General features: G+C 55.4%; 23 protein-coding genes. 2 read left to right on the top strand and 21 right to left on the bottom strand.

Annotated elements, in window-relative coordinates:
• Window positions 1-25: 25 nt before the first annotated feature.
• Window positions 26-1,813 (bottom strand): acyl-CoA dehydrogenase, encoded by a 1,788-nt coding sequence (locus ACTCIA_RS01105; protein ID WP_462999959.1) that lies wholly within the window; start codon window positions 1,811-1,813, stop codon window positions 26-28.
• Window positions 1,814-1,889: 76 nt separating this feature from the next.
• Entirely contained in the window at window positions 1,890-3,086 is a 1,197-nt protein-coding gene (locus tag ACTCIA_RS01100; RefSeq protein WP_462999958.1) for a thiolase family protein, read from the bottom strand.
• A 287-nt stretch (window positions 3,087-3,373) separates the two neighbouring features.
• Here ACTCIA_RS01100 and ACTCIA_RS01095 point away from each other — a divergent pair, with 287 nt between their 5' ends.
• Window positions 3,374-4,039, top strand: coding sequence for a TetR/AcrR family transcriptional regulator (locus ACTCIA_RS01095; protein WP_462999957.1), 666 nt, complete (start codon window positions 3,374-3,376; stop codon window positions 4,037-4,039).
• 21 nt (window positions 4,040-4,060) lie between these two features.
• Here ACTCIA_RS01095 and ACTCIA_RS01090 read toward each other — a convergent pair whose 3' ends face one another.
• From ACTCIA_RS01090 to ACTCIA_RS01000, 19 genes are all read right to left on the bottom strand, one after another.
• Window positions 4,061-5,503, bottom strand: a complete 1,443-nt coding sequence (locus ACTCIA_RS01090; protein WP_462999956.1) for a 4-hydroxyphenylacetate 3-hydroxylase family protein — start codon at window positions 5,501-5,503, stop codon at window positions 4,061-4,063.
• A 27-nt stretch (window positions 5,504-5,530) separates the two neighbouring features.
• Window positions 5,531-6,265 (bottom strand): acyl-[acyl-carrier-protein] thioesterase, encoded by a 735-nt coding sequence (locus ACTCIA_RS01085; RefSeq protein ID WP_462999955.1) that lies wholly within the window; start codon window positions 6,263-6,265, stop codon window positions 5,531-5,533.
• Window positions 6,266-6,310: 45 nt separating this feature from the next.
• Entirely contained in the window at window positions 6,311-8,125 is a 1,815-nt protein-coding gene (locus tag ACTCIA_RS01080) for an acyl-CoA dehydrogenase (RefSeq protein WP_462999954.1), read from the bottom strand.
• A gap of 37 nt (window positions 8,126-8,162) precedes the next feature.
• Complete coding sequence (locus tag ACTCIA_RS01075; protein WP_462999953.1) at window positions 8,163-9,341, bottom strand: thiolase family protein; 1,179 nt, start codon at window positions 9,339-9,341, stop codon at window positions 8,163-8,165.
• A gap of 233 nt (window positions 9,342-9,574) precedes the next feature.
• Window positions 9,575-11,344 carry a sigma 54-interacting transcriptional regulator gene (locus ACTCIA_RS01070; protein WP_462999952.1) on the bottom strand — a complete coding sequence of 590 codons (1,770 nt, stop codon included), beginning with the start codon at window positions 11,342-11,344 and terminating at the stop codon, window positions 9,575-9,577.
• 78 nt (window positions 11,345-11,422) lie between these two features.
• On the bottom strand, window positions 11,423-12,193 hold the full coding sequence (locus ACTCIA_RS01065; protein ID WP_462999951.1) for a lysophospholipid acyltransferase family protein: 771 nt from the start codon (window positions 12,191-12,193) through the stop codon (window positions 11,423-11,425).
• Window position 12,194: 1 nt separating this feature from the next.
• Entirely contained in the window at window positions 12,195-13,433 is a 1,239-nt protein-coding gene (locus ACTCIA_RS01060; RefSeq protein WP_462999950.1) for a beta-ketoacyl-[acyl-carrier-protein] synthase family protein, read from the bottom strand.
• Window positions 13,433-13,723: an acyl carrier protein gene (locus tag ACTCIA_RS01055; protein ID WP_462999949.1), complete on the bottom strand. Its 291-nt coding sequence runs from the start codon at window positions 13,721-13,723 to the stop codon at window positions 13,433-13,435. The genes ACTCIA_RS01060 and ACTCIA_RS01055 overlap by 1 nt, the downstream gene beginning before the upstream one ends.
• Window positions 13,724-13,983: 260 nt before the next feature.
• Window positions 13,984-14,649, bottom strand: coding sequence for a 4'-phosphopantetheinyl transferase superfamily protein (locus ACTCIA_RS01050; RefSeq protein WP_463000035.1), 666 nt, complete (start codon window positions 14,647-14,649; stop codon window positions 13,984-13,986).
• A complete protein-coding gene (locus tag ACTCIA_RS01045; protein ID WP_462999948.1) occupies window positions 14,639-15,379 on the bottom strand; it encodes a lysophospholipid acyltransferase family protein in 741 nt (246 codons plus the stop codon). Before ACTCIA_RS01045 ends, ACTCIA_RS01050 begins: the two co-directional genes overlap by 11 nt.
• Before the next feature lie 8 nt (window positions 15,380-15,387).
• A complete protein-coding gene (locus tag ACTCIA_RS01040) occupies window positions 15,388-15,654 on the bottom strand; it encodes a phosphopantetheine-binding protein (RefSeq protein ID WP_462999947.1) in 267 nt (88 codons plus the stop codon).
• Window positions 15,655-15,672: 18 nt separating this feature from the next.
• On the bottom strand, window positions 15,673-16,956 hold the full coding sequence (locus ACTCIA_RS01035; protein ID WP_462999946.1) for a beta-ketoacyl-[acyl-carrier-protein] synthase family protein: 1,284 nt from the start codon (window positions 16,954-16,956) through the stop codon (window positions 15,673-15,675).
• The gene (locus ACTCIA_RS01030) at window positions 16,949-17,422 is read right to left on the bottom strand and encodes a 3-hydroxyacyl-ACP dehydratase FabZ family protein (protein WP_462999945.1); all 474 of its coding nucleotides are present in this window, start codon (window positions 17,420-17,422) and stop codon (window positions 16,949-16,951) included. The genes ACTCIA_RS01035 and ACTCIA_RS01030 overlap by 8 nt, the downstream gene beginning before the upstream one ends.
• Window positions 17,412-18,173, bottom strand: a complete 762-nt coding sequence (locus ACTCIA_RS01025; RefSeq protein ID WP_462999944.1) for a 3-oxoacyl-ACP reductase family protein — start codon at window positions 18,171-18,173, stop codon at window positions 17,412-17,414. Before ACTCIA_RS01025 ends, ACTCIA_RS01030 begins: the two co-directional genes overlap by 11 nt.
• A 123-nt stretch (window positions 18,174-18,296) precedes the next feature.
• Window positions 18,297-18,857 (bottom strand): bifunctional 3-hydroxydecanoyl-ACP dehydratase/trans-2-decenoyl-ACP isomerase, encoded by a 561-nt coding sequence (fabA, locus tag ACTCIA_RS01020; protein WP_462999943.1) that lies wholly within the window; start codon window positions 18,855-18,857, stop codon window positions 18,297-18,299.
• Window positions 18,858-19,024: 167 nt separating this feature from the next.
• A complete protein-coding gene (locus tag ACTCIA_RS01015) occupies window positions 19,025-20,011 on the bottom strand; it encodes a ketoacyl-ACP synthase III (protein WP_462999942.1) in 987 nt (328 codons plus the stop codon).
• A gap of 4 nt (window positions 20,012-20,015) precedes the next feature.
• Window positions 20,016-20,957 carry an SDR family oxidoreductase gene (locus tag ACTCIA_RS01010; protein ID WP_462999941.1) on the bottom strand — a complete coding sequence of 314 codons (942 nt, stop codon included), beginning with the start codon at window positions 20,955-20,957 and terminating at the stop codon, window positions 20,016-20,018.
• Entirely contained in the window at window positions 20,954-21,898 is a 945-nt protein-coding gene (locus ACTCIA_RS01005) for an ACP S-malonyltransferase (protein WP_462999940.1), read from the bottom strand. The genes ACTCIA_RS01010 and ACTCIA_RS01005 overlap by 4 nt, the downstream gene beginning before the upstream one ends.
• A gap of 274 nt (window positions 21,899-22,172) precedes the next feature.
• A complete protein-coding gene (locus tag ACTCIA_RS01000; RefSeq protein ID WP_462999939.1) occupies window positions 22,173-22,547 on the bottom strand; it encodes a hypothetical protein in 375 nt (124 codons plus the stop codon).
• A 54-nt stretch (window positions 22,548-22,601) separates the two neighbouring features.
• On the opposite strand from ACTCIA_RS01000, the gene ACTCIA_RS00995 reads away from it, so the two are divergent.
• Window positions 22,602-24,047, top strand: coding sequence for a class I adenylate-forming enzyme family protein (locus ACTCIA_RS00995; protein WP_462999938.1), 1,446 nt, complete (start codon window positions 22,602-22,604; stop codon window positions 24,045-24,047).
• Window positions 24,048-24,388 lie beyond the last annotated feature (341 nt).

Here is a 24,388-nt window from a genome sequence, read left to right as displayed (position 1 = left end):
CTTGCTCCTTGAAACGTTGACTTTATTAAAATGCCGTATCGGCAATTTCGACAATCTCCCGGCCCTGGCGCGTGCAGGTGCCGGCGCGCTGAATGGTATGGGGCAGCACCATGTCGGCAAAAAACGTGGCCTGGGCCACCTTGCCCCGGAAAAACTCGTTTTTCCGGCCCTTTTTCCGGGCCCGGTCCCAGGCGATGCAGGCCATGTCCAAAAGCCGCCACACCATCACCAGATCCCCGAAGCACAACAGGGCCGGATACGTGTAAGAAGCCCACTGAAGGGGATCATCCTTGCTGCGGCGGCTCATTTCATCAGCCATTTCCCGCACCCGGGCAAAGGCGTTTTCCAGATCCCGCACATGGCCGCCCAGATGCTCATGATCCCGCCGGGCATCAATAAAATTTTCCAGCTCTCTGGCAAATGCGGCAAACATGGCCCCGTCATTGATCCGCATTTTTCGGCCCATCAGATCAATGGCCTGAATCCCGTTGGTTCCCTCGTAGAGGCTCATGATCTTGGCATCGCGCATATACTGTTCAATTGGGTAATCCCGGCAGTAGCCGTAGCCGCCCAGGCACTGCATGGCCGTTTCGCAGACCCGGAAACCCGCATCCGAGCAATAGGCCTTGACAATGGGGGTCATGAAATCGGTAAGGGCCTGGTAATGCTGCCGGCTTTGCTCATCTTCGCCTTCAGCGGCCAGATCCGCCCAAAAGGCGGCCGTATAGATCATCGAGCGCATACCGTCCACCGAGGCCTTCATCCACAGCAGCATCCGGCGCACATCCGGATGATGGATAATGGACACATAGCCGTCTTTTCTTTTGGCCGGATCCCTGCCCTGGACCCGCTGGCGGGTGTATTCCAGGGCGTTCTGATAGGCCGTGCTGGCCAGGGTCATCCCGGACACACCCGTATTGATCCGTGCGGAATTCATCATCTGGAACATGTGGGCCAGGCCGCGGTTGGGCTCGCCGCACAAATACCCCACACACCCGTCTTTTGCACCAAAGCTCAGGGCTGCTGTGGGAGAGGCGTGCAGGCCCAGCTTGTCCTCGATACCCGTGCAGACCACATCATTGAATTTTCCCACACTGCCGTCCTCATTTAACCGGTACTTGGGCACAACAAACAGGGATATGCCGCGGACCCCCTCAGGGGCGCCGTCAATACGGGCAAGCACCAGGTGCACAATGTTATCGGCAATGTTGTGTTCCCCCCAGGAGATAAAAATCTTGCTGCCCTTGATTTTATAATCATCTCCTTCCGGATACGCGACTGTCTGGGTGGCGGCCAGGTTGGAGCCGGCATCAGGCTCTGTCAGACACATGGTGCCGGAAAATGTGCCGTCATACATCCGGGGGACAAAAGCCTTTTTAAGATCCGTGGTGCCGAAGCTTTCAATCAGGTGGGCGGCGCCGTGGGTCAGGCTCGGGGCCATGTTAAAGGACTGGCAGGCCCCGTACATGAAATCATTGACCACAATGCGCATCATGTGGGGAAAGCCCTGGCCGCCGTACTCGGGGTCCCGGGCCGCTGCTGTCCAGCCGTCCTGTCCGTATGTGCGGAAAACCTCGGCAAACTCCGGCGGGCAGCGCACCTGTCCCTTCTCGTAGCGGATGCCCTGCTCTTCGCCGATCTCGTTTAAGGGGGCCACGGCTTTTTTGGCAAACCGGATGGCCTCTGTGACCAGCAGATCCAAAGTTTCTTCGGTCAATGACCGGTAACGCTTAAGGCTGCAGAGACTGCCGTAGCCGAGCTGTTCCTTTAATATGAAAAAGATGTCTTTCTGGTTGATTTTAAAATGCGTCATAACAAATCCTCGGGCAAATCCTTAATTGAATTAGACAAACGAAGAAAAATCCGGAAGCCGGTGTTGAAAAAACGCCCTATGATGCCCGGTTGAGGTTTTCCCATATGATGGAGTAGCCCTGCCCTCTGCCCACGCACATGGTGGTCAGGCCATAGCGGGCATTTGGGTTTTCTGCAAACAGGCCTTTCATGAAAGCCACCAGCCTGGGCCCGGAAGCGGCAAGGGGATGGCCGTAGGCAATGGCCCCGCCCCACTTGTTCACACGGGGGTCATCTGCAGCCACGCCAAGGCGGTCCAGGCAGTAAAGGGCCTGGACGGCAAAGGCTTCATTGATTTCAATGATGTCCATGTCATCCATGGTCAGCCCGGCTTTTGCCAGGGCTTTTTGAGTGGCCGGGACCGGTGCGGTGCCCATGATTGTGGGATCCACGCCGGCAACACCGGTGGACACCCACCGCATTTTGGCAACAAGGCCGTGTTTTTCCGCCATGTCCCGGCTCATGAGCAGCACCACGGCAGCCCCGTCATTTAATCCCGAGGAATTGCCCGCTGTCACACGGCCGCCCTGCTCCCGAAACGGGGTCTTTAGCTTGGACAGGCCTTCCAGGGTGGTTTCGGGGCGGGGATGCTGATCCTTGCCTGCAACGGTTTTTGTACCGTCGGGCAGCTGTACTTCAACGGGCACGATCATGTGGTCCATTTTTCCCGCAGCCACGGCCTCATCGGTTTTGCGCTGGCAGTGATAAGCGTATTCATCAGCCATCTGCCGGGTGAACTCCGGGAACCGGTCATGGATATTTTCCGCTGTCATGCCCATGTTAAAGGCTGAAGGACCGCCCAGCATCTGCTCGGCATCCGGGTGGGGATCGCGCATAAATCCCATGGGCAGATGGCCCATGTGCTCCACTCCGCCGGCCAGAAGGCAATCTGCCATGCCGCAGGCAATATGGCTGGAAGCAAAACCCACTGCGGTCAGCCCGCTTGCGCACATGCGATCAATGGAACATCCCGGAATCTCCCATCCCCAGTCTGCCAGAATCGGAATCAGGCGGCCGATGGTCCCCCCCTGTTCCTTGACCTGGTTGGTGACCCCCCAGATGCTGTCTTCCACCATGTCCGGCAAAAAGCCGCTATTGCGCTCAACAAGCGCCTTTAACAAAGGGATGCACAGATCTTCGGCCCGCGTATTCCAGAAGATTCCCTTTTCACCGGCACGGCCGAAAGCGGTCCGCACGGCATCGACTACCACCACATCGCTGAAAGGACTGGACATTTATGCATCTCCCGTTTCCTCTGTACCGATCCGGTCTTTACCGGATCCGGGCTGCAGCAAGGGCCACCCTGGTCGGCGATCCTTGTGCGGTGATTGTATAAGAAGAAAAATTAGCGGAGAAAACCAAGTCTGTCAATGCTCTTTTTGAAAAAATCATAGTTCCATTTAAAAAAAACAATGTTTTTTATTATCCAACTAAAAATAAGCCTTGACATTTAAAAATAAATTTTAGTATGTTTCAATTTTGATAGAATAAAGATCGATCAACCCAATAACCGGTGTATACAATGACGAACAAAACTCCCAAAAGCAGCCAAAAAAATCTGAAAAACCCCAAAAAAGCCGCAGCCATCTTAAAGGCCGCTGAGTACATTTTTGCCCGGAAGGGTTTTCAGACCGCCACGATTTCCGATATCGCCAAAAAGGCCAAGGTATCGGAAGCAACCATTTACGAATACTTCTCATCCAAAGAAGAGCTGCTGTTTGCCATTCCCGCGGAAATCATCCAGCAGTACCAGGAAAAAAACCGCGAGATTCTGCCCTACATACACGGTGCCGCAAACAAACTGCGCTTTTTGATCCACCGCCACCTGGCCCTTTACGAGGACAATCCGGATTACGCCAACGTGGTGATGCTGATTTTAAAGGGCAATCCCAACTTTTTAAAAACCGAGGCCTACCGGGTTGTTCAATCCTCTGCGCGAAACTACATCCAGGTGCTGGAAGAAGGCATCGAAAGCAATGAATTCCGGCCGGACCTGGACCCGTATGTGATCCGTGCCATGATCTGGGGCAGCATCGAGCACCTGGTCACCCGAAAAAGCCTGCTGGGCAAGCCCGAAAATCTGACAAGCCTGACAGATACGCTTTTTAACACCCTTTTCGCCGGCATCCGCGCCACTGCCGAGCAACCCCCCGTCAACATCAACGTCCACATGACAAGATCCGAATAACACCCCCGATCCAAAAGGCCCTTACTCCTCAATGCCGCAGAGGCTTTTGGCCATCTGCTGTTTCTGCTGCATGTTCACCTGGCGGGCAATCATGATCCGCTGAGCCTGGGGTGAGCCCGCCCCGTGCATGGATTCGGTGAGATAACCCACTGCAGCGGTTCCCAAAGTCAGGTTTTCAATAAGCCGCAGAATACGGCGGCGGTTTTCAGTTGGCACATCCGCACTGGCACCGTAATATTTTTCCAGCCAGTGGGCGGTTTCCGAAGAGGCAAAATCAGCAGCCGACGGCAGGGTCACCATGAGCCCGCCGGCCACGTCCTGGGCCAGCCTGGCGATTTCATAGGGAAAACGGGTCACGTTTTGCTTTGACACATTGGCCAGCAGGGTGTTGACGCTGTAGGTGCCGCTGGGTTCTCTATGGCCTTCTGCGGCGCATGACAAAGATCCGCAGAAAAGGGTTTCATTAAGATGGTTCATCTCAATGATTTTGTCCTTTACATGGGAGGCTCCCTGGGTGCCGTTGTATTCGGCCACGGTCTGGGTGGCCCCGATGAGCACATCGCCCACCCCGGACTTGCAGGCATAACTCTGGCGGTGATAGCCGGCAAACTTTTCCACGAGAACGCCGGCAAACTCATATTCCCGGAACATGAAAACCCGGTCCCAGGGGACAAACACATCATCGAAGATCACCAGGGCCTCATGTCCGCCGAATGCCGGATTTCCGGTATCGAGCCGGGTCTGCTCGGTCTTTCGGGTGTCACAGGACTGGCGCCCCATGATATAGGTAATGCCCTCAGCATCGCTGGGCAGGGCAAAGCAGACCGCATAGTCCCGGTCTTGCTCGCGCATGGCAATGGTGGGCATGACAATGATTTCATGGGAATTGACCGCCCCGGTCTGATGAGCCTTGGCCCCGCGCACCACAATGCCCTCTTCGGTCTCCTTTACCACATGCACGTACATGTCCGGGTCCGGCTGCTTGTGGGGCGGAAGGGAGCGGTCCCCCTTCGGGTCGGTCATGGCCCCGTCACAGGTGAGATCATTTTCCTGCACATATTCAAGGTATTTCAAAAACCGGTCTTTGTATTGGGTATCATACTTGGCGTCAATGTCATGGCTGACAATGGAAATGGCATTTAAGGCATCCATGCCCACACACCGCTGAAAACAGCAGCCGGTGTGGGCTCCGAGCAGCCGGCCCATTTTTGTTTTTTTTACCAGGTCGGAAACGCTTTGATGGATATGGGTAAACCGGTTGATCTTCTTTCCGGTCAAATGCGAGGTTGCGGTCATCAGATCTTCGTGTTCCGGCTGATGGGCCAGTTCATAGGTCTTGGCCACCGCATTCATGGAAGGGCGGATAATGGGATGATCCACAGGATTGGAGATGCGCTCGCCAAACATGTAGACCACAAGGTTTAGTTTTCGAAGGCTTTCTTCATATTGCCGGGCTGTCATCATGGTGGCACCTCTATATGTAAAATTGTTTTATTTCTGTGGATGCAAAACAAACTCGCCTGCTGCATGCACGTCTGCTGCGGATCTGATTTCAAAAATATAGCCGTTTTCCCCTTTTTTCAAGGCTGCGCAGACCTCCGGGGTTTGTCCGGGGATTTCCCTGTTGTACTGGATGACAATAGCGCCGAACTTCAGGCGGTTTTCCAGCAGGGGTGCAGCCAGGGTTTCAAGATAGTCAAAGTACAGGGCATTGTTGACATGCCCCAGGGGGTCATAATCCGAAGAGCGGATGGCAATTGTCCGTGTGATGTCGGGCTCATGGATGGCCGGCGGCTTCCAGCGGTCCAGGTCAGCATCCAGGGCAACATCTGTCTCCACGGTATAGCTTTGGGCCACATCTCCGGGCACCTTGAGAATTTTTTTGCGGACAAGATCAATGTAGAGCCACAGGCTGGCGGCGGACACGCTTTTGCGCCCCTGCTGATAGATTTCAAAATCCCGGTATGACCGAAACCCACGGGTGCCCTTGTGCCAGGTCACGATTTCCAGGGGCGCGCCGAAAACCGGCTGGTTGTGCACCTGTAATGCAAGACGATACAGGACCCAGGCTTTCTGCTGCTTTAACATATCCGGGGTTGCATACCCGGCCTGTTGGGAATGCAGGGCAGCGGCCTGCTGCATGCAGTTAAGCAGGACCCTGGGCCGCAGGACAAAGTCTTCATCCACTTCAAATAAACAAATATCCCTGCTGGTGGCAACTTTCATGGGCTCTCCTGCAAAATGCCGGCGGCGGCGGACTTATTGGTCTTTTTATCCGCCGAAGCAGTCATCAGCGATATCAATGGCCGCACTGACGGGCGAAACAATGGAATCCATCTTTCCCATGGCCGGGGGCAGCAGATTGCAAATGAAAAATTCAGCCGTCTGCACCATGCCCTGATAGTAGTTTTTATCCTTTTTGCGCACTTTGGCCGCCAATTTTTCCGAGGCCACGCAGGCCCGCCACAACAGCATCCATGCCACAATCACATCACCGGTGGCCTCCAGAAACGGAAATGCATAGGCATAGGCGGTTCTGATCTGATCAGCAGAGCCCTGCCCGGACACTTTGCCCGCGGCCTGCTCCAGCCTGGCCAGCGCCCGGGCCAGAACATCGGCCAGGTCCGTGAGAGCCGGTATATCCCTTGCCCGGGAAATGGTTTTTCCCACGTCTTCGACAAAACAGGCAAACAAGCGCCCGTTTTTGAGCCGCAGTTTGCGCCCGATGAGATCCATGGCCTGAATGCCGTCTGTGCCCTCGTAAATGGAGGTGATCCGGCAGTCGCGCATGAGCTGCTCCACCGGAAATTCCCGGGTATACCCGTATCCGCCGTAGACCTGCATGGCGGTTGCGCAAACGTCAAAGCTGCGCTGACTGCAGTAAGCCTTTGCCAGGGGGATGAAAAAATCAATGAGATCCTGGTCGGTTTCAGACCGGCTGCCTTCCGGGTCGGCGTTTTTGCGGTCCATAAGAAGCGATACATAGTAGATAAAGCTTCGCATGCCGTCCACATGAGCTTTCATCCACATCAGCATCCTGCGGACATCCGGATGGGACACAATGGGCACGTTTGGCGCCTCGGGATCCTTTCCCGCGGCAATGTCTCTTCCCTGGATGCGCTGTTTGGCATAATTGGCTGCATACAAATACGCCACAGAGGCATAGGTAAATCCCTGAAAACCCACGTTTAAGCGTGCCTCATTCATCATGTGAAACATAATGGGCATGCCCTGGTTTTCCTCGCCAAGCAAAAGGCCCCGGCACTGTCCTTTCTGGCCAAGTGCGATGCTGCAGGTGGCGCTGGCGTGGATACCCATCTTTTTTTCCACCCCGGTGCAGACCACATCATTTGGCTCCCCGGGCGAGCCGTCCGCATTGACCCGGATCTTTGGCACAATGAAAATGGAAATCCCCCGGGTGCCCGCAGGCGCTCCCTCCACCCGGGCCAGGACCGGATGGATGATATTTTCGGTGAGATCATGTTCGCCGTTGGTGATAAATATCTTGTTTCCGGTAATCGAGTAGGTGCCGTCAGCGTTTTTGCGCGCTGATGTGGTCAGTGCACCCACATCGGATCCGGCCTCGGGTTCGGTCAGCAGCATGGTGCCGCCCCACTGGCCCTTGTAGAGCTTTTTGACAAAAAGAGCCTTTTGTTCGGGTGTGCCAAACAGCTCGATCATCTTTCCGGTGCCGTGTCCCATCATGCCGTAATTGGCCAGGCAGTAGTTGGCGCCCCAGATATATTCCAGCACAGCGGTGTTGATCATGTTGGGAATGCCCTGGCCGCCGTATTCCGGGCTTTCGATCATCGAAGTCCATTCCCCGTCGAGCAGCAGGCGGAAAGGACGGTGAAAGCATTCCGGCACCCGCACTTGCCCGTTTTCAAAAACAACGCCCTGCTCATCGCCTAACGCATTTGTGGGCAGAATCTCTTTGACGGCAAGGTTGCGGGCCTCTGTGATGAGCATGTCGAAAAGTTTTTTGTTCTGATCGGCAAACTTGTGAAAGCGGGTCAACTGCTCTGCATCAAACTGCTCATAGAGCACAAAATCGATATCTCTGCGGTCTGCAAGAATCTGGGCCATGATTTTTGTTCTTTCTTTGTCTATAAAGTCAAAACGGTTATGCCCGCTCAGCAACCAGGGCGGTCCCCATTCCGCCGCCGGCGCAAAGGGAGGCAACACCTTTACTGAGATTGCGGCGTTTCATTTCAAAAAGCAGTGTGGTGGTAATCCGGGCGCCCGTGGCGCCCACGGGATGGCCGAGGCTGATGCCGCTGCCATTGACATTGGTGATGTCCCGGTTGAGCTCAAGGGCCTTTTCACAGGCCAGATACTGGGCGGCAAAGGCCTCGTTGATCTCAAAAAGCTCAATGTCGGCAATGGAAAACCCGGCTTTTTTCAGGGCCTTTGGAATGGCCTCAACAGGTCCGATGCCCATGATATCCGGATCCACGCCGACAGTGGCAGCAGAGGAAACCACCGCCAGCACCGGCAGGTTGAGTTCTCTGGCTTTTTCCGCAGACATCAGAAGCATTGCCGCGGCACCGTCGTTGATCCCAGAGGCATTTCCGGCCGTCACCGTACCGTCGGGTTTAAACGCCGGCTTGAGCCTGGCAAAGCCTTCCATGGACACGTCCCTGCGGGGGTGTTCGTCCGTGTCCACCGTACGGGTCTCTTTTCCGGCTTTAACCTCCAGGGGCAGGATTTCATCTTTGAACCTACCCTGATCAATGGCTGCCACTGCCCGCTGATGACTGGTCAGGGCCAGCTCATCCTGGGCCTGGCGGCTGATGTCATATTTCTCCGCCAGATTTTCAGCAGTAATGCCCATGGCCGGGCCAATGCCGAGCTCTGTCAGAGAATCCCACATGGAATCGCGGACCTGGGTGTGGCCCATGCGAGCGCCGTTTCGCATTTTCTCTATGGTGTAGGAGGCATTGCTCATGGAATCGGTTCCACCGGCCATGATCACATCCGCCTCCCCGCATTTGATCTGGTAATAGGCCATCTGGATGGCCGACATGGAGGACGTGCAGTTGCGATGAAGGGTAATGCCGGCAACGCTTACAGGAAGACCCGCCTTTACCGCGGCCACCCGGGCCAGGTTGTTTTCCCGGTAGGTTTTCTGATAGTTGCAGCCCCAGAACACGTCCTCGACAATGCCGGCGTTAATGCCGGTTGTTTCCACCAGCGCCCGGATCACCGGAATGGTCAGATCCAGGGCCCCCAGGGATTGAAACACCCCCCCGAATTTGCCCACAGGCGTTCTGACCGCTGCTGTAATGACCACTTCCTTCATGGGTAAACCTCTCCTGGTATGATTTTATTCCTCTGGTATACAGGAAACATGTCTTCACATCAGACTATCAAAATCCATGCCATTATAGTCAGCTGATAGGCCGCCTTTTGAATAGAGGATAACCAACCGGAAGAAATGAAAAAAAGGAAGGGCTTACCAAATGTCATCCAGCCATTGCAGCCGGATTCGTGAATAAAAGAAACAAAATTGTCACCCCACACATGTGAAACCGGTTACACCTGGGCGGATTTTTCCGGAGCAATCTGATATTTGCGGATTTTCTGATACAAGGTCTTGCGGCTGATGCCCAGAAGCCGGGCGGATTTGGCCTTGTTCCAGTCGGTCTGCTCCAGGATTTGGGCAATTCTGCGGATTTCGTCTTCTTTTTTCATGGCCTTTGCCGGTCTGCCCGAGCGGATGCTGCCCAGAATTTCCCCGGAAATATGTTCAATGCCGATTGTACCGCCCCGGCTTAAGATCACGGCCCGTTCAATGCAGTGCTCCACCTCCCGGACATTGCCGGGCCAGTGATATTTCATAAACACATCCATCACCTCGGGGCTGACCCCGTCGATGCACATGCGGAATTTTTTCTCAAACCGGCGCACAAAATGCTCCACCAGAAGGGGCAGATCCTCGGGACGCTCGCGCAAAGGCGGAATCCGGATTTCCAGGACATTTAACCGGTAATAAAGATCCTCGCGAAACTCCCCGCGCCGGACCTTTTCCTTTAAATCCTGGTGGGTGCAGGCAATCACCCGGGCATCCACGCGCACGGAACGCGAATCGCCCACCCGCTCGAATTCTTTTTCCTGAAGCACCCGCAGCAGCTTGAGCTGGATCAGCGGCGAGATTTCCCCGATTTCATCAAGCAGCAGGGTGCCGCCGTTGGCGGCCTGAAACCGGCCGATATGGTCCCGGATCGCACCTGTGAACGCCCCCTTTACATGGCCGAAGAGTTCACTTTCCAGCAACTGTTCGGCCAGGGCCGAACAGTTGACCGTGACAAATGGCTTAAAACGCCGGCTGCCGCTGTCGTGGATGGCCCTTGCCACCAGCTCCTTGCCGGTGCCGCTTTCTCCGCGGATCAAAACAGTTGCCTCATAATCGGAAATATCTTCCACCAGGCGGTAGATCTTCTGCATCTGGTGGCTTTTGCCAATGATACGGTGAAACTGGTGCCGCTGTTCCAGCTCTCGTTCCAGATCCGTGAGACGGGTGATGTCGCGGATCACCAGCACCGCGCCCAGAAAGCTTCCTGCGGGATCCTCCAGGGGGGCGCAGGAAAGGCTTACCTTCTGCATGGGCGCGCTTTGCCGGCCGCAGGCGACCTGATAATCGCGCATGGCCCTTCTTCTGGCCAGGGTTTCCTTGACAATATCCAGGCATGCGCAGCTGCATTGCCCGTCATGGCCGCATGTAAACGCTGCCGGCAGTTTTTCTGCCTGGATCCCGCAAATCTTGGCTGCCGCGTCATTGGCCTCAACCACGTTGAGATCCGTGTCCACGGTGACAATGGCGTCATCCACGCTCCGGAAGATGGCCTCCAGCCGTCGGCGCTGGCCCATTAGCTCGTTTTCGGCCCTTTTGCGCTTGGTCACATCCCGCATCACGCACCGAAACCCGCTGACCCGCCCGTCCTCGCCCTGGATGGGGGCAATGGAGATTTCCAGGTTGCGGCGCTGGCCGTCTTTGCGGATGATCTCATAATCAAATGCCTTGTTGGACACCCCGGTCTTGTATACCTTGTTAAACGCCCGGTACACGCTCAGGGCAGTGGGCTCATCCATGTATTTGCGGTAGGAAAGCCCGTGGGCTTCTTCGGGCCCATAGCCGCTGATATGGCAAAAGGCCCGGTTAAACCGGGTAATATTGCCCCGCAGGTCGGTTTCGATAAAACCATCCTCGATACTCTCTATGATGGTTTCCAGGGATTTTTTCTCGGCTTCCAGCTCAAGCAGACGTTCCCCTAGGGACCGGCCGGAATGGTTGTTTTCTGTCATGTCCATTTTTTGCCAAAATATTCTGCGGTTTTATTGCCAATGCCAACCTGCACCATTACCACAATCGCCACCGGCAAATCACGAATCCGAAAGACCGGCTTCCATAATTTCCCGGCTTTTTTGCATCAGCTCCTTTAAGGAAAGCTGCCGGACCTGATCTGCGGAGATGGCTCCGGCCCGGCAGACCGTGATGCGGTTTTCAATGCAGGTGTGAAATAAAAACCGGCCCGGAGAAAACAACCGGTCCGTGCCCGTGACGCAAAGCACTTCCACAGGCACTCCAAACCGGCGGGCGATTTTAAACGCCCCGGGATTAAATTCCCCCAGGCGGCCGGTTCTGCTTCGGGTGCCTTCAGGGAAAATAAACACAATTCCGCCTTGTTGGAAAAAAGCAGGAAACTGCTGCATGCGGGAGAGCAACAGATCCGAAAACCCGTTGGCGGTATCCGAGGGGATATAGCCGGCTGTGCGGATGACCCGGCCGAACACCGGGGTGCGGAAAAATGCGCTTTTGACAATGGTGGTGTGTTTTTCAAAAACTGCGGTCAGCAAAACCGGGTCCAGATAGGAGCGGTGATTGGCCACCACCACGCAGGGGCCAAGACCCTCAAGGCTTTTATCCATGCGAATTTTCAAACCCGGCACAACAAAGCGCACCAGTCGGACAAAGCTTTTGAAAAACAGGTGATTGAGCCGCTGAAAGGCCCGGGTCCGGTCTGCGGCAAATAAAAACGCCCAGGCGTAAACCGGTGAGAAGAAAAAAAGAAACCCGAAAATGAAATACCCCCAAAGCACCAGGGTCACCCCGGTGTCCACCACAGGCTTGAAAAATCGGACAAACCGGCTCATATCAGAGCGCAGGGACTTTTAGCACAAGGCTGGTATTGACCCCGCCGAATGCGAAATTCTGCACGGATGCAATATCAATGGCTTTATCTTTCAATTGGGTGACATGGCCGATTCCGGTACATCTGGAATCAATATTTTCCAGGTGCAGGGTGGGGGCGACAAAGCCATTTTCCATCATGTAAAGGGTCATGATGGTTTCAATCACGCCGCAGGAGGCCATGGTATGGCCGGTGTATCCCTTCAGTCCGGTCACCATGGGCGAGTTTCCGAAAACCTGCTCAATGGCCCGGGCCTCAATAACATCGCCCATTTTGGTTCCCGTGGCATGAGCGCTGATAAAATCCATTGCCTCCGGCCCGATCCCGGCGCTTTCCAGGCCCAGTTGGATGGTGCGGGTGATGCCGTCGAGATTGGGAAAAATCAGATCACCGCCGTTGTTGTTGCAGGAAAACCCGATGACTTCGCCCAGAATCGGGGCGCCCCGCTTTCTGGCGGCTTCGTATTCCTCCAGCAGCACCGCGCCGGCGCCTTCGGCCACAACCAGACCGTCGCGGTCGTCGTCAAAGGGGCGGGGGGTCTGTCCGGGCCGGTCATTGTATGCCGTGGAGCAGGCCAGCAGGTTGTCAAACACCGCCACGGTGGTGGTGTCGTATTCATCGGCACCGCCGCACACCATGGCATCCTGCATTCCGTATTTCACCATTTCATAACCGTAGCCGATGGATTGACTGCTTGTGGTGCAGGCAGTGGAGGAACAGATCACCCGGCCGGTGATCTCAAACATTTTGGTGATGTTCACCGCCGTGGTGTGCACCATGGACTTCAGGTAATCCACCGCGCCAAGGGAGCCGGAAACACCTTTTTCCTGGTGGTAAAGGGCCTTGTAGATGTGGCGCTGCACCGAGGGGCTGCCGTGGGTGGAGCCGAAGGCCACGCCCAGGCGGCCCGAGGAGACAAATTCCCGGCTCAGCCCGGACTGCTCCAGCAGCTGTCCAACCACGTGGCAGGCGTAATAGGACACCGGCCCCATGGTTTTGCGGTATTTTCGCTCAAAACCGTACTCTATGGGTTCCTGCACAGTGCCAAAGACCCGGCAGTGCAGATAATCGGCCAGCAGATCGTCATGGCGCAGGGGCAGGACCCCGGAAACGCCGTTTTGAAGGCTGTGGACAATCTTCTGCTTTGAATTGCCGATGGGCGTGACGGCAGATGCTGCGGTGATGACGACTCTTCGATCCATCAGCGGTTGACCGCCTCTGATACCCGGGCATCTGCATCGGGCAGAACCTGCTCTATGTAATCGCAGATACCGTTTATGGTCCGGATATAGGACAAGGCTTCCTTTTTGGTTTCCTGATCCATTTCCACCTGAAAAAGCTTTTCAATTTCCATGAGCAGTTCAATGGCGTCAATGCTGTCAAAACCATGGACTTCCCGCAGATCCTCATCCGGACCCGGATCCTCGATTTCAAACTGCTCCCGGAAAATTCTGTATATTTCGGCCTCAATGTCCTGTCGGCTACTGCTCATATGGATATCTGCCCGGTTGTTTGAAAAACACCCGCACAAAACCGCAAAGGGCCATGCCCGGATTTAGATTTTTGCAAAATTGGACTTCCTTGGAACTTTTCAGATGGCGCCGTAAAGAGTTCAAGATCAAGGCTTGCGCAATTTCGAAGAATGCAGCGTACTTATCCGTACGTGAAATTCTGAAAAATTGCGCGTAACGCAGATATTGGACTCTTTACGGCGCCATCAAAATCTATTTGTAAAAAATACGGTGTAAATAGTCAAGAACACATTGCAGCAGATTGGGCCTGAAGGGGTGCAAGGAAGGCAAAAGCCGCAAACCGGCCGTGATGGCTGAGGCTGACGGGAATTTCCGTGTGGATGCCCTGAATTTTGACAACAGGCGGGACCGAGCGCTGAGAAACGCGAGTACGCTCAATTTTTACAAGGCCCTGGGGCAGGCCCGTATGCAGACCAATGGCTGCGGCCGCAGCGGTGCGGGCAGCGGCGGAAAGTTGTTTTGCTGAAGACTGTATTTCCGGATGTGCATCGTAATCGGGTTCGAACACATGGGCTGTCAGGTCCTGCCATAACTCCGAAGAACCGATTAGCCCCACACAATGGACACGGTTTTCATCCCAATGGAGGCGCACACACACGGATACTTCAGGGGTGCTGACCGTGCCGGCAAACTGCCGGGGCAGGCCCGGATGGTCAAACACCGTCTCGTAGCGGCCGGGCCATGCGGAAATATCCGGAAAAATTCTGGATACGGCCTTGTAGGCGGCCTCCTTGGCGGCCCACATCGCCCACAGACAGGCGTCGGGGTGTTGGCTTTCTGCCAGCCGGTTTTGCTCAGATGCCGTGAGCACACGGGAAACAAAGCGCCTGTCCCGGCTTTTACCGCATGCGCCGTCTGTTCCCAGATCCACCACATCATTTCCCACTGCGCGCAAAATACCGCTTCTCCATATCCGCAAGATGCCCGATGATCTGCCCGGCACAATCCCTGTGGGCCCGCAGTCCCTTGAGTTTGGTTGCCGGGCGGCACGGCTCCACCATGAGGGTAAAGGTTTCGCCCCGGACGGGAAAATCGCTGTAGGTATCCTGGCTGTCGCCGCGCAGATACATGCACAGCACCCGGACGTCAGACATCTGACACATCCATCGCCCCACATTATAGGTATAATCCCGGGTGTTGACCCGCCCGGTTCGCGAACGGGTGCCTTCGGGAAAAATCATGAGGTTCTGGCCCTTTTGAAGGATTTGCACGCATTTTTCCAGGCTCTGCTTGACCCCCTCCCGGTCGCCGCCCCGGACCACCGGAATGCACTTGGTGAGATAGCAAAATCCCCCCACCAGGCGATTGCGGTTAAAATTCATGTATTCCGGCATGTTCCAGGGCACCATGTGAAAATCTGTCATGTATCGCCAGGTGGGAAACATGGCATAGGCCAGGATAAAGGAATCAATCAGGGTCAGATGATTGGCGCAAATCAGCCATGGCCCCTTGTGCTGGCGCATTAAATCCCGGATCCGGCGGCGCACCGCGGCCAGATCCCGGATCCGCCAGCCGGCAAGACGGATGGCCAGGACAATGAGGGGCGCGGTGAGCCACACGGCAAACCGGCCCAGCATCTCCTGGGTGTTTAAAGAGCGTTTTATCCGGTCGTCCATAGGATGAATTATTCAGCGCCCTGGTCTGCGCCCACCCGGCCAGCGATATAATTGACCGCATCACCGATGGAGCGGATACTGTCTGCGTCATCATCGTCGATTTCAATGTCAAAGGTGTCTTCAAACTGGATAATGATATCAACGAGACGGGCGGAATTGACCTTGAGATCATCGAGAATGGAGGTTTCCATGCTCACGTTTGCCAGTTTTGATTCATCCTTGACATAGTCTTTGATAATGCCCACCACATCGTCGAAAATCTGTTGTTTATCCATTTTTGTTACCTCCATATGTTAATATTTATTTTCCCATTTTTGCAGAATCAGACATGAATTGACATCCCCGAATCCGAAACAGGCCTTGGCAATGGTTTTGAGTTCCGGCATTTCCTTGCACGTGGTGACAAACCGGTGCGCAAAAGAGGCAATCTCCGGATGGGGATCCTCGCAGTTTATCGACGGGTGCAGAAAACCCCGATCAAGTTCCAGCACGGCCGCCACGGTTTCAATGGCACCTGCGGCGCCCAGGCAGTGGCCGATCATGGACTTGGTGGAATTGATCCACGGAAAATCCGCCGCCTGCCGGCCCAGGGCGGCGGACCAGTTTTTCACCTCATGGGGATCGGCAAACGTGGCAGTGAGATGACCGTTGATGGCATCGATCTGCTCCGGGCCGACCCCGGCATCCTTCATTGCCCCGCGGATACAGCGCTGGGCTCCTTCGGGGTTGGGCGCGGTCATGGAACCGCCGTTTCGGTGGCCGCCGGAATTGGCCATAACACCCTTGACCTCGGCATAAATCCGCGCGCCCCGGTCCAGAGCGGTTTCCAGGTCTTCGAGCACCAGGGCCGCGGCCCCGGCGCCAGGCACAAACCCGCATGCGGATGCGCTCATGGGCCGGGATCCTTTTTCAGGATCATCGTTGAATTTCCTGGCCAGAACGCGCATGGAATCAAATCCGCTCCATGTGTAAGGCGAAGCGCCTTCAGCACCGCCGGCCACCATTCGTTTGGCAAGACCTGTGCGGATCTTCCAGACCGCCTCCACCACGGCCTCTGAGCCCGTGCTGCAGGCCGAGGAATTGGAGGTCACCTGGTTTCCCAAAGCCAGCAGTCCGCCGATGCGCGCACTTGTGCCGCTGCCCATGACCCGTTCCACCACCCGGGTGCCCAGTCTTTTGACCCTTCCTTCATTGACCGTGGGCACCACTTCTGTTGCGATCACCTCCATGTCCGATATGCCGCAGCCAAACACCGTGCCCGAATCCCAGTCCGGGCCATCTTCGTCTCCGGGAATGGCAAAACCGGCATCTTTCCAGGCATCCATGGCCGATACAGCCGCATACCGGATGGTTTCGCTCAAAAACGACTGCTGCCGGAAATTATCAAAATACCGGCTGCAAGCCTCGTCAAAACCTTCGGGTACGGCACCGATGCGGCATCCGAATTTCAGATCTTCAAGCCGGGGTATAAAACGAATCCCGGAGGCTCCCCGGCGCAGGCCGGTTTCAAAATTGTCCAATCCTATGCCGTTGGGGCTGACAACGCCCATTCCCGTAACAACAACCCTTTTATGCATCGAGTTTCACTCCTGTTCCCATCAGCACGCCCGTACAAACGCTTTGCTTGTTTTGCCGCTCTATGCTGACCTTTGTTTTAATGCTGCCCCTGCGAAAATAAATCTTTTCTCCAAGTATTGCCACTTTTTCCCCGGGCGCCACCATGCCGGTAAACTCCACGGATTCGGCAAATGTAAAAAGCGTCTTTAACTGCCGGATTTCAGATACCGGCCGGTTCTGGTGCAGCAAAATGGCAATCCCCAGGGCCACGACCCCGGCCTGGGCCATGGTCTCAATCAGAATCACCCCAGGTGTGACCGGATGGCCGGGGAAATGGCCTTGATAAAAAAACTCATCGTCCCGAAACCGGTAGACGGCCCTGATGTGCTTGTCATCGACTTCCAGAATATCGTCGATGAAACGAAAGGGCCGCTGCTGGGGAATCAGATCCAGGACCTGTTGGATCATCCGCGCATCAGCCCCCATACATGCCTCCGTTGACATGGATCACGCTGCCCTGAATATAGGATGCACCCGTGGCCAGAAAACCCACCACTTCGGCGACTTCATCAGGCCGGCCCATCCGGCCCAGGGGCACTGCCGAAAGGATCTGTTCACGGATGTCTTCGGGCAGGGCTTCTGTCATGTCCGTATCAATAAAACCCGGGGCAACGGAATTGACCAGGATGTTTTTCCCGGCCAGTTCCTTGGCAAGGGATTTGGTCATGGCATCGGTGGCCGCCTTTTCCATGGTATAGGGGACCTGGCCGGCGTTCCCGGTGTGACCCACAACACTGGAAATATTGATGATCCGGCCGGATGCCCGCCGGAACATAAACACCCGCAGCACCCGCTTGGTCAGGTACCAGGCCCCGCGCCCCACGCTCCGCTGGGCGTCAAAGTCATCGAGCTTCATGGTCAGGATCATGTCATTTAAGGTAAAACCCGCATTATTGACGAGCACATCCACACGACCGGCCTGTTTTTTGATTTCATTGACCATGGCATCGATCTGTTCTGCAGATGCCAGATCCGCCTGAAGCAGAAAACCGGCCCCGCCCCTGGCCTGGAGCTCTTCGAGCAATTTCCGGGCGGGTTCGGCGCTTTTGCGGAAATGGATGGCCACGCAAAAGCCTTTGTCGCAAAGCGCCCGGCAGCAGGCCGCTCCAATGCCCCCGGCCCCGCCGGTGACCAGGGCCACGGGCTTGTCTGCGCATGTCTTTTCTGTATCGGTCATATATACCTCGGTTAAAAAAAGTGTTAAGTTTTAAGTTTTAAGTTTTAAGTATTAAGAAAAAAACCAAGGAGTTAAGACTTGAAAGGAAATACTTAAAACTTAACACTTAAAACTTAAAACTTTCTATTCTATTCTCGGATAATTGCTGTCTGCGATGTTTTTAAAAATCCCGGCCCGGGCTTTTTTCACCGTGGCAACCGGGGTGTTGTCGGCCAGAATCTGTGCGTTGGCCATCACAATGGCAGATCCGTTGCTTTTCATCTCCCTGAACCGGAGCACCTCGATTTCAAAGCGCACCACCTCGTTATACGGGCGGATCTGGCCGTTGAACACCACTTCCTCGCATCCCAGGGCCCGGCCCGCGCCCAATGCCCCGCGCCACACCCCGTAGAAGCCAAGCAGCTGCCAGACCGCATCCACGCCCAGGCATCCGGGCTGTACCGGATCACCCGGAAAATGGCACTGGAAATACCAGGCGTCCAGCCGGATGTCCTGTTCAGCCGTGATAACGCCCTTGTTGCCGTTGGCCTCAAGGGACACGATCCGGTCGATCATCAAAAAAGGCGGTGCCGGCAGCCGGGCGTCAAAATCCGCCGGAGGGTCGCTGACCAGTCGGCCGTAGGAAAAGGCGATGAGCTGAGCCAGATCAAATTGCTCCTGCTGTAAAAACTGTTGGTATTGCATATTTTATTCCGAATCGTTCATGACACTGTAAAATGTCTGATTTCAGATGGCGCCATAAAAAGTTCAAGATCAAGGCTTGCGCAATTTCGAAGAATGCAGCGTACTTAGACGTACGTGAAATTCTGAGAAATTGCGTGTAACGCAGATATTGGACTTTTAGGGCGCCATCAATCGTTGATTTTAAGCAAACCGTGGCCCCAGGTCAAACCGGAGCCCACCACTGCCACGGCAATGTGATCACCCGGCTGCAGCTGCTCCCAATTCTGGCTGAGCACGGCCGGTGCGCTTGAGCACCCGGTATTTCCGTATTCGACCACGTTGTACAGGTTCCGGCCTTCATCAATTCCGCACCTGCGGCAGACGGTTTGAAGCATCATCAGGTTGGCCTGATGGCCCACAAACCGAAATTGGTCCCGGTTTTCAGGGTATTCCTCCTGAAGCCGGCGCACGCCTTCTGTGGCCTTGCGGATGGCAAAGCGCTGAACCTGACTGCCGTCCTGCCTGAAATGGCCGCCGCTGGGAATCTGCACCCTGTCCCAGGAGGCCGGATCAGATCCGTACTGCAGGGATTCAAAGCAGAAGCGTGACGGATGCCGGGCTGAAACCACGGCCGCGCTGGTACCGTCACCAAACAAAGGCGCCACCCTGCGGTCGGAATAATCCACCACATGGGTGTAATTTTCCGGATTGACCACCAGGATAAAACCCGGGGCCTTTTCCGGGGCCATGGCATCAAGGAAAGCCAGCTGCACCAGAAAAGTGGAACAGGCCGCGTTCATGTCCATGCACGGGGCCTGAATGCCCAGTTCTGCTGCAATCACAGAGGCTTCTGCAGGAATGGTGTATCTGGGCGTGGAGGTCCCGGAAATCACCATGCCGATATCCTGGGTATCAATTTTCGCCCGCTCAAGGGCCATGCGGGCTGCCGCCGCCCCGGCCCCGGACCGGGTATACAGGCTTGCCTCGGTGGCCGCTCTGGGATCACGGTTTTTGGTGTGCCGGATATAATCCAGGGGAAGGGAGGTACGGCGGGCGGCAATGCCCACGCGCTCCAGAATCCACTGCTCATCGCTGCCGATATCCAGATCCCTGAGAAACTGATTGTCAATGACATTGTCCGGGTAAAAATGACCCAGGCCGTGAAGGTAAAGCATTGGCTTATCCGACCCTCTCCCCGCCATCCGCGCAGATGAGCGCACCATTGATCCATGCGGCTTCATCCGTGCACAACAGATAAATCACATCCGCCACGTCCTCCGGGGTGGTCAGGCGGCCGAAGGGATTGCGCAAGACAGCCTGGGCGCGGATCCGGTCACTTCCGGGAATGGCGCGAAGGGCCGGAGTATCGGTGATGCCGGCCTGGATGATATTGGAGCGGATCCCGCTGGGTGCAAATTCAACAGCCATGGCGCGGCTGACGGATTCAAGCACCGCCTTGGCCGCGGAAATTGCCGCATACCCCTTCCAGGCCACGGTGTTTCCCTCGCTTGTCAGGCCAAGCACCCGGGCGTCTTTTGCAAAAAGGTTTCTGGACAGGATATCCTGGACCCATTCCACAATGTTGTATCCCATGGCCTGGAGGGTGCGGTTGAAATCCTCCGCCCCGAGAAACTGGCGGTTGCTGTAATCGCCCTTGTCATCAACCAGGGGATAGACGGCATTGTAGCCTTGTGAAAACGCGCTTTGCACAATCTCGTCCATGCGCTCGGCAGACACTCCTGCCTCATTGGCCAGCAGGTTCCGGGTCTGGCCCGGCACAGGAGAGCCCGGATAGGGACCCAGCAGCTTGAGATTGCCAAAAGCCACGCTGTGGAGCACAAGGCGGATGCGTCCCTGATCGGCCAGGGTATGGGAAAGCTCGTCAAGAACCCGGGTCCGTCCCTCATCAGAGAGTCCGTCGAGATTGAAAGCCAGCAGATTCACACCGGTCTGGCGCAATTTGTCAAATTCCGGCTCGATTTTCTTCATTGCGCTGCGCCGGTCCCGGTGTACAATACAGAGATTCATTCCATGGGCGGCCAGTTTTTTGGCCGCAGCCAGGCCAAAGCCGCTGGAGCCGCCGATAATGACCGCCCAATAGTTGCTGTCAAAAGCCATCATGCACTAAATTCCCTTTTTGCTGCCGAAAGACTGGTAATGGACTTGCACTGGATATCCAGACTGCGAAAAAAATTCTTCAGCGGACGGTTCGGCCCGATCTCATAGATCTGCCGGGATTGGGCCGCCAGGGCCTGCATGTTGTCACGCCATTTCACCGAACCGCTCAACTGGGCCACCAATGCCTCAATGACCCGGTCGGATGTGGCCCCATGAAACAAACCCGTGTAATTGGAGGTCACCCGTGCAGCGTTTTTGGAATTCATCCTTGCGGAAACCGCGGCCAGCACTTCCCGGAAGGCTTCCTTGATGGCGTTCATAAAGCGGCTGTGAAAAGGCGCGCTGACGTTTAGGGGCACAAAACGCATGTCGTCCTGATTTTCCATGGACCCGCTGATGCGCTCTTTTGCCTTGTCCATGCTGCCGGCATGGCCGCTGATCACCACCTGGTCGGTGGAATTGATATTGGCCACATCCATGGGAAGATCTTCGAGCATTTTGCGGATTTTTTCAATATCAATGTTTTTGGCAATCACTGCCGCCATGGCGCCGATTCCGGGGGGGGTGGCCTCCTGCATCAGATGGCCGCGGGTTTCCACGGTTTTCAGGGCGTCTGCAAAGGGCATGGCGCCGGCGGCCACCAGGGCCGTGTATTCTCCCAGGCTGTGACCGCCGAAATAATCCGGATAAAAGCCGTAAAGTTCCTGAAGACCCCTTAACATCGCGATCTCGGTTGCCAGGATGGAAGGCTGTGCGTACTCGGTGAGATTGATTTTTTCATTTTCCCCGAAGCACATGGCGCCAACGTCCCATCCCAGTACGTCAGATGCTTCCTCGTAAGCAAGGCGGCTGGCGGATACATTGTCATAAAAATCCTTGCCCATGCCCGGCCGCTGGGTTCCCTGTCCCGGAAAAACCACTGCTGTTTTTGTATTGCTGCTCATTTTAACCTCCATATGCGAACCGCTTGAATAATAGATAAATGGTTGTGTGTTGTTCGCTATATTGCATACAAGAACCATACCAAAACATGGATTCTCAGGACAACTATTTGAATTTTAAAAATAAATGGAATTATTCCGCCACGAAGAGACCCGTCTCAAAGCCCTCCAATCAAACATTGCGTGTACAAGCCGGGTACACGCAATGTCGGGCACAAATCATAATCAAATAAAAACAAGATATTAAAAGAAGATCACAAAGACGGGGGCCGGCAAATCAGCAGATTTTGTCCGGAAGGCAGTCAGGGGCGTGTTTTTCAACAAAAAGGCGCAGAGCCCATTTCAAAAAGGCCCTGGAATGCTCCTTGCCGGCCAGATATGCGCCGAACATGCACAGAAAATGGGTCGTGGTCCAAACCAAGGGGGCGCCGGCCACCACCCACAGGGGTTGGCGCATGTAGGCGGCAAAAACCCCCAGGGCACTGATAACCGGCCAGCAAAAGACATAACTGGCCCCAATCAAAACCAGGCCGGCAATGAACCGGGGAGTGGGTTTTTGCCGGAAAATCTCCAGGTCGGCGTTTTCCCGCACAGCGCGGCGGACAAAGCGTGTTTTAATCAATTTTACGGCCAGCATTCTGGAAAGACCCACAATCGCCTCCTTATGGGGTTGAATAATTCCGGAAATAACCGCTTGCAAGTCAAAATGCAATATATTATATCCAATTCTCGCGCAAGGATTGATTTTCATCTGATTTTGATTCTGTTTACCCGTATATTGATCCGAAAAGACATGATGCCGCCTTTTACAATTCTGAAAAATGTGGCCGCAGGCCCGGCCAACGCAGATGATGACTTTGTTCCCGGAAGCTGGACCTACAAAAACATCTATTCAATGGCCGCCGGGTTTCAGCACGGGGTGTTTGACAAAGACCGACCGGTCAGCCTGTGTCTGTGTACAACCGACCGCGGGAAAATCGCCGCGGCCCTGCTTGCAGCGCTTACCCGCCCGGCAACCCTTATTTTGCCCTATTCATATGAAAAATCCGTGCTCGCCCGGATCCGGCAGGAGCATGGTTTTTCAAAGGCTGTCACAGATGCCCCGGAGGAGCTGCCCCCGGAGGTTGAAGCAGTGAGCCCGGTACCGCCTTCTGTCGGGCATACGACTTTTGACGCCTCTTTGATCCGGGAGCCCGGCGAGGTCTTTGTCAAGCTTTTTACCGGCGGCTCCACAGCCGCCCCCCGCACCTGGAGCAAAACCATCGGCAACCTGTTTTTTGAAGCCATTTATCACGCACAAAAAATGCAGGTAACCCAACAGGACCGGTTTGTGGCCACGGTCCCGCCCTGCCACATCTACGGCCTGCTGTTTTCCGTGCTCACCCCCCTTGTGGCGGGCGCCGGGGTTGTCGAGGGGGTACCGACCTACCCCAATGAAATCCGGGCCGCCATTGAAAAACACCGGGCCACATACCTTGTGAGCATCCCGCTTCATTACAGGATGGCTGCAGGCATGGATCTGCCGGCTTCGAGCCTGGCAGTCGCCCTCTGCTCCGCAGCCCGGCTGGAGCCCGGGGACAGCCGGGCCTTTTATGAAAAAACCGGCCTTGGCATCACTGAAATTTACGGCTCCACCGAGACCGGCGGCATCGCCTCCCGGGTATGCACAACCGTCCAGCCGCATTTTACGCCTTTTGACTGCATTCAATGGAAACAAACAGACGGATGCCTGGCCATCAGCTCGAATTTCATATCCCCGGAGCTTCCCGTGGATGCAGACAACTTTTTTGTCACCAGCGACCGCATCCGCGTGGTGGGGCCCAATGCATTTTCCCTGGAGGGCCGGGCCGACCGGATTGTCAAGGTGGGGGGAAAGCGGGTGGATTTGGATGAAATCCGGGCGGTCTTACTGGAAATGCCGGAAGTATCGGATGCAGCCGTATTGAGCGTGGCCGACAACGGCAGCCGGGGAAACGAAATCCGGGCCCTTGCCGCTGCACAAACCTCTCTGTCCCAAATCCGCCGCCACCTCACAGACCGCCTTCCCGGCTATGCCCTGCCCCGCAAAATCCGGCTCACCGACCAGATCCCGGTATCACCGGCCGGTAAATACGACAGCACCCAAATCCGCAAGCTCCTGGACGCAGAATAGACCCTTCTCTCATGTTCGCTGCGGGAACTTTGTTTTTCCCTGGCTCTGGATGTTTGCACACGGCTTCTTCTAAATAACTTCGTTCAAGGTTCAAGGTTCAAGGTTCAAGGCTCAAGGCTCAAGGCTCAAAAAAATAAAATCAAAGCTTTTAAGCATATGGCAAAAAGTTATTTGCAGTGTTCGGTCCTGGGCTGCGGCCCGGGGGGAACACTTCTAAGTAACATCAAAACAGTTGCTGTTATTGCCTGGTTCTATAATTTTCGCATGATGCCGGCCCGGTGGCGGTTTGCTCCCTGCTGACCGCTTGCGCGCTCAATGCGACTCGCAAACCACCCCCGGGC

Source organism: Desulfosalsimonas sp. (genome assembly GCF_055149105.1).
The sequence above is the reverse complement of the archived record's forward strand: the minus strand, read 5'-3'. Positions and strand labels throughout refer to the sequence as shown.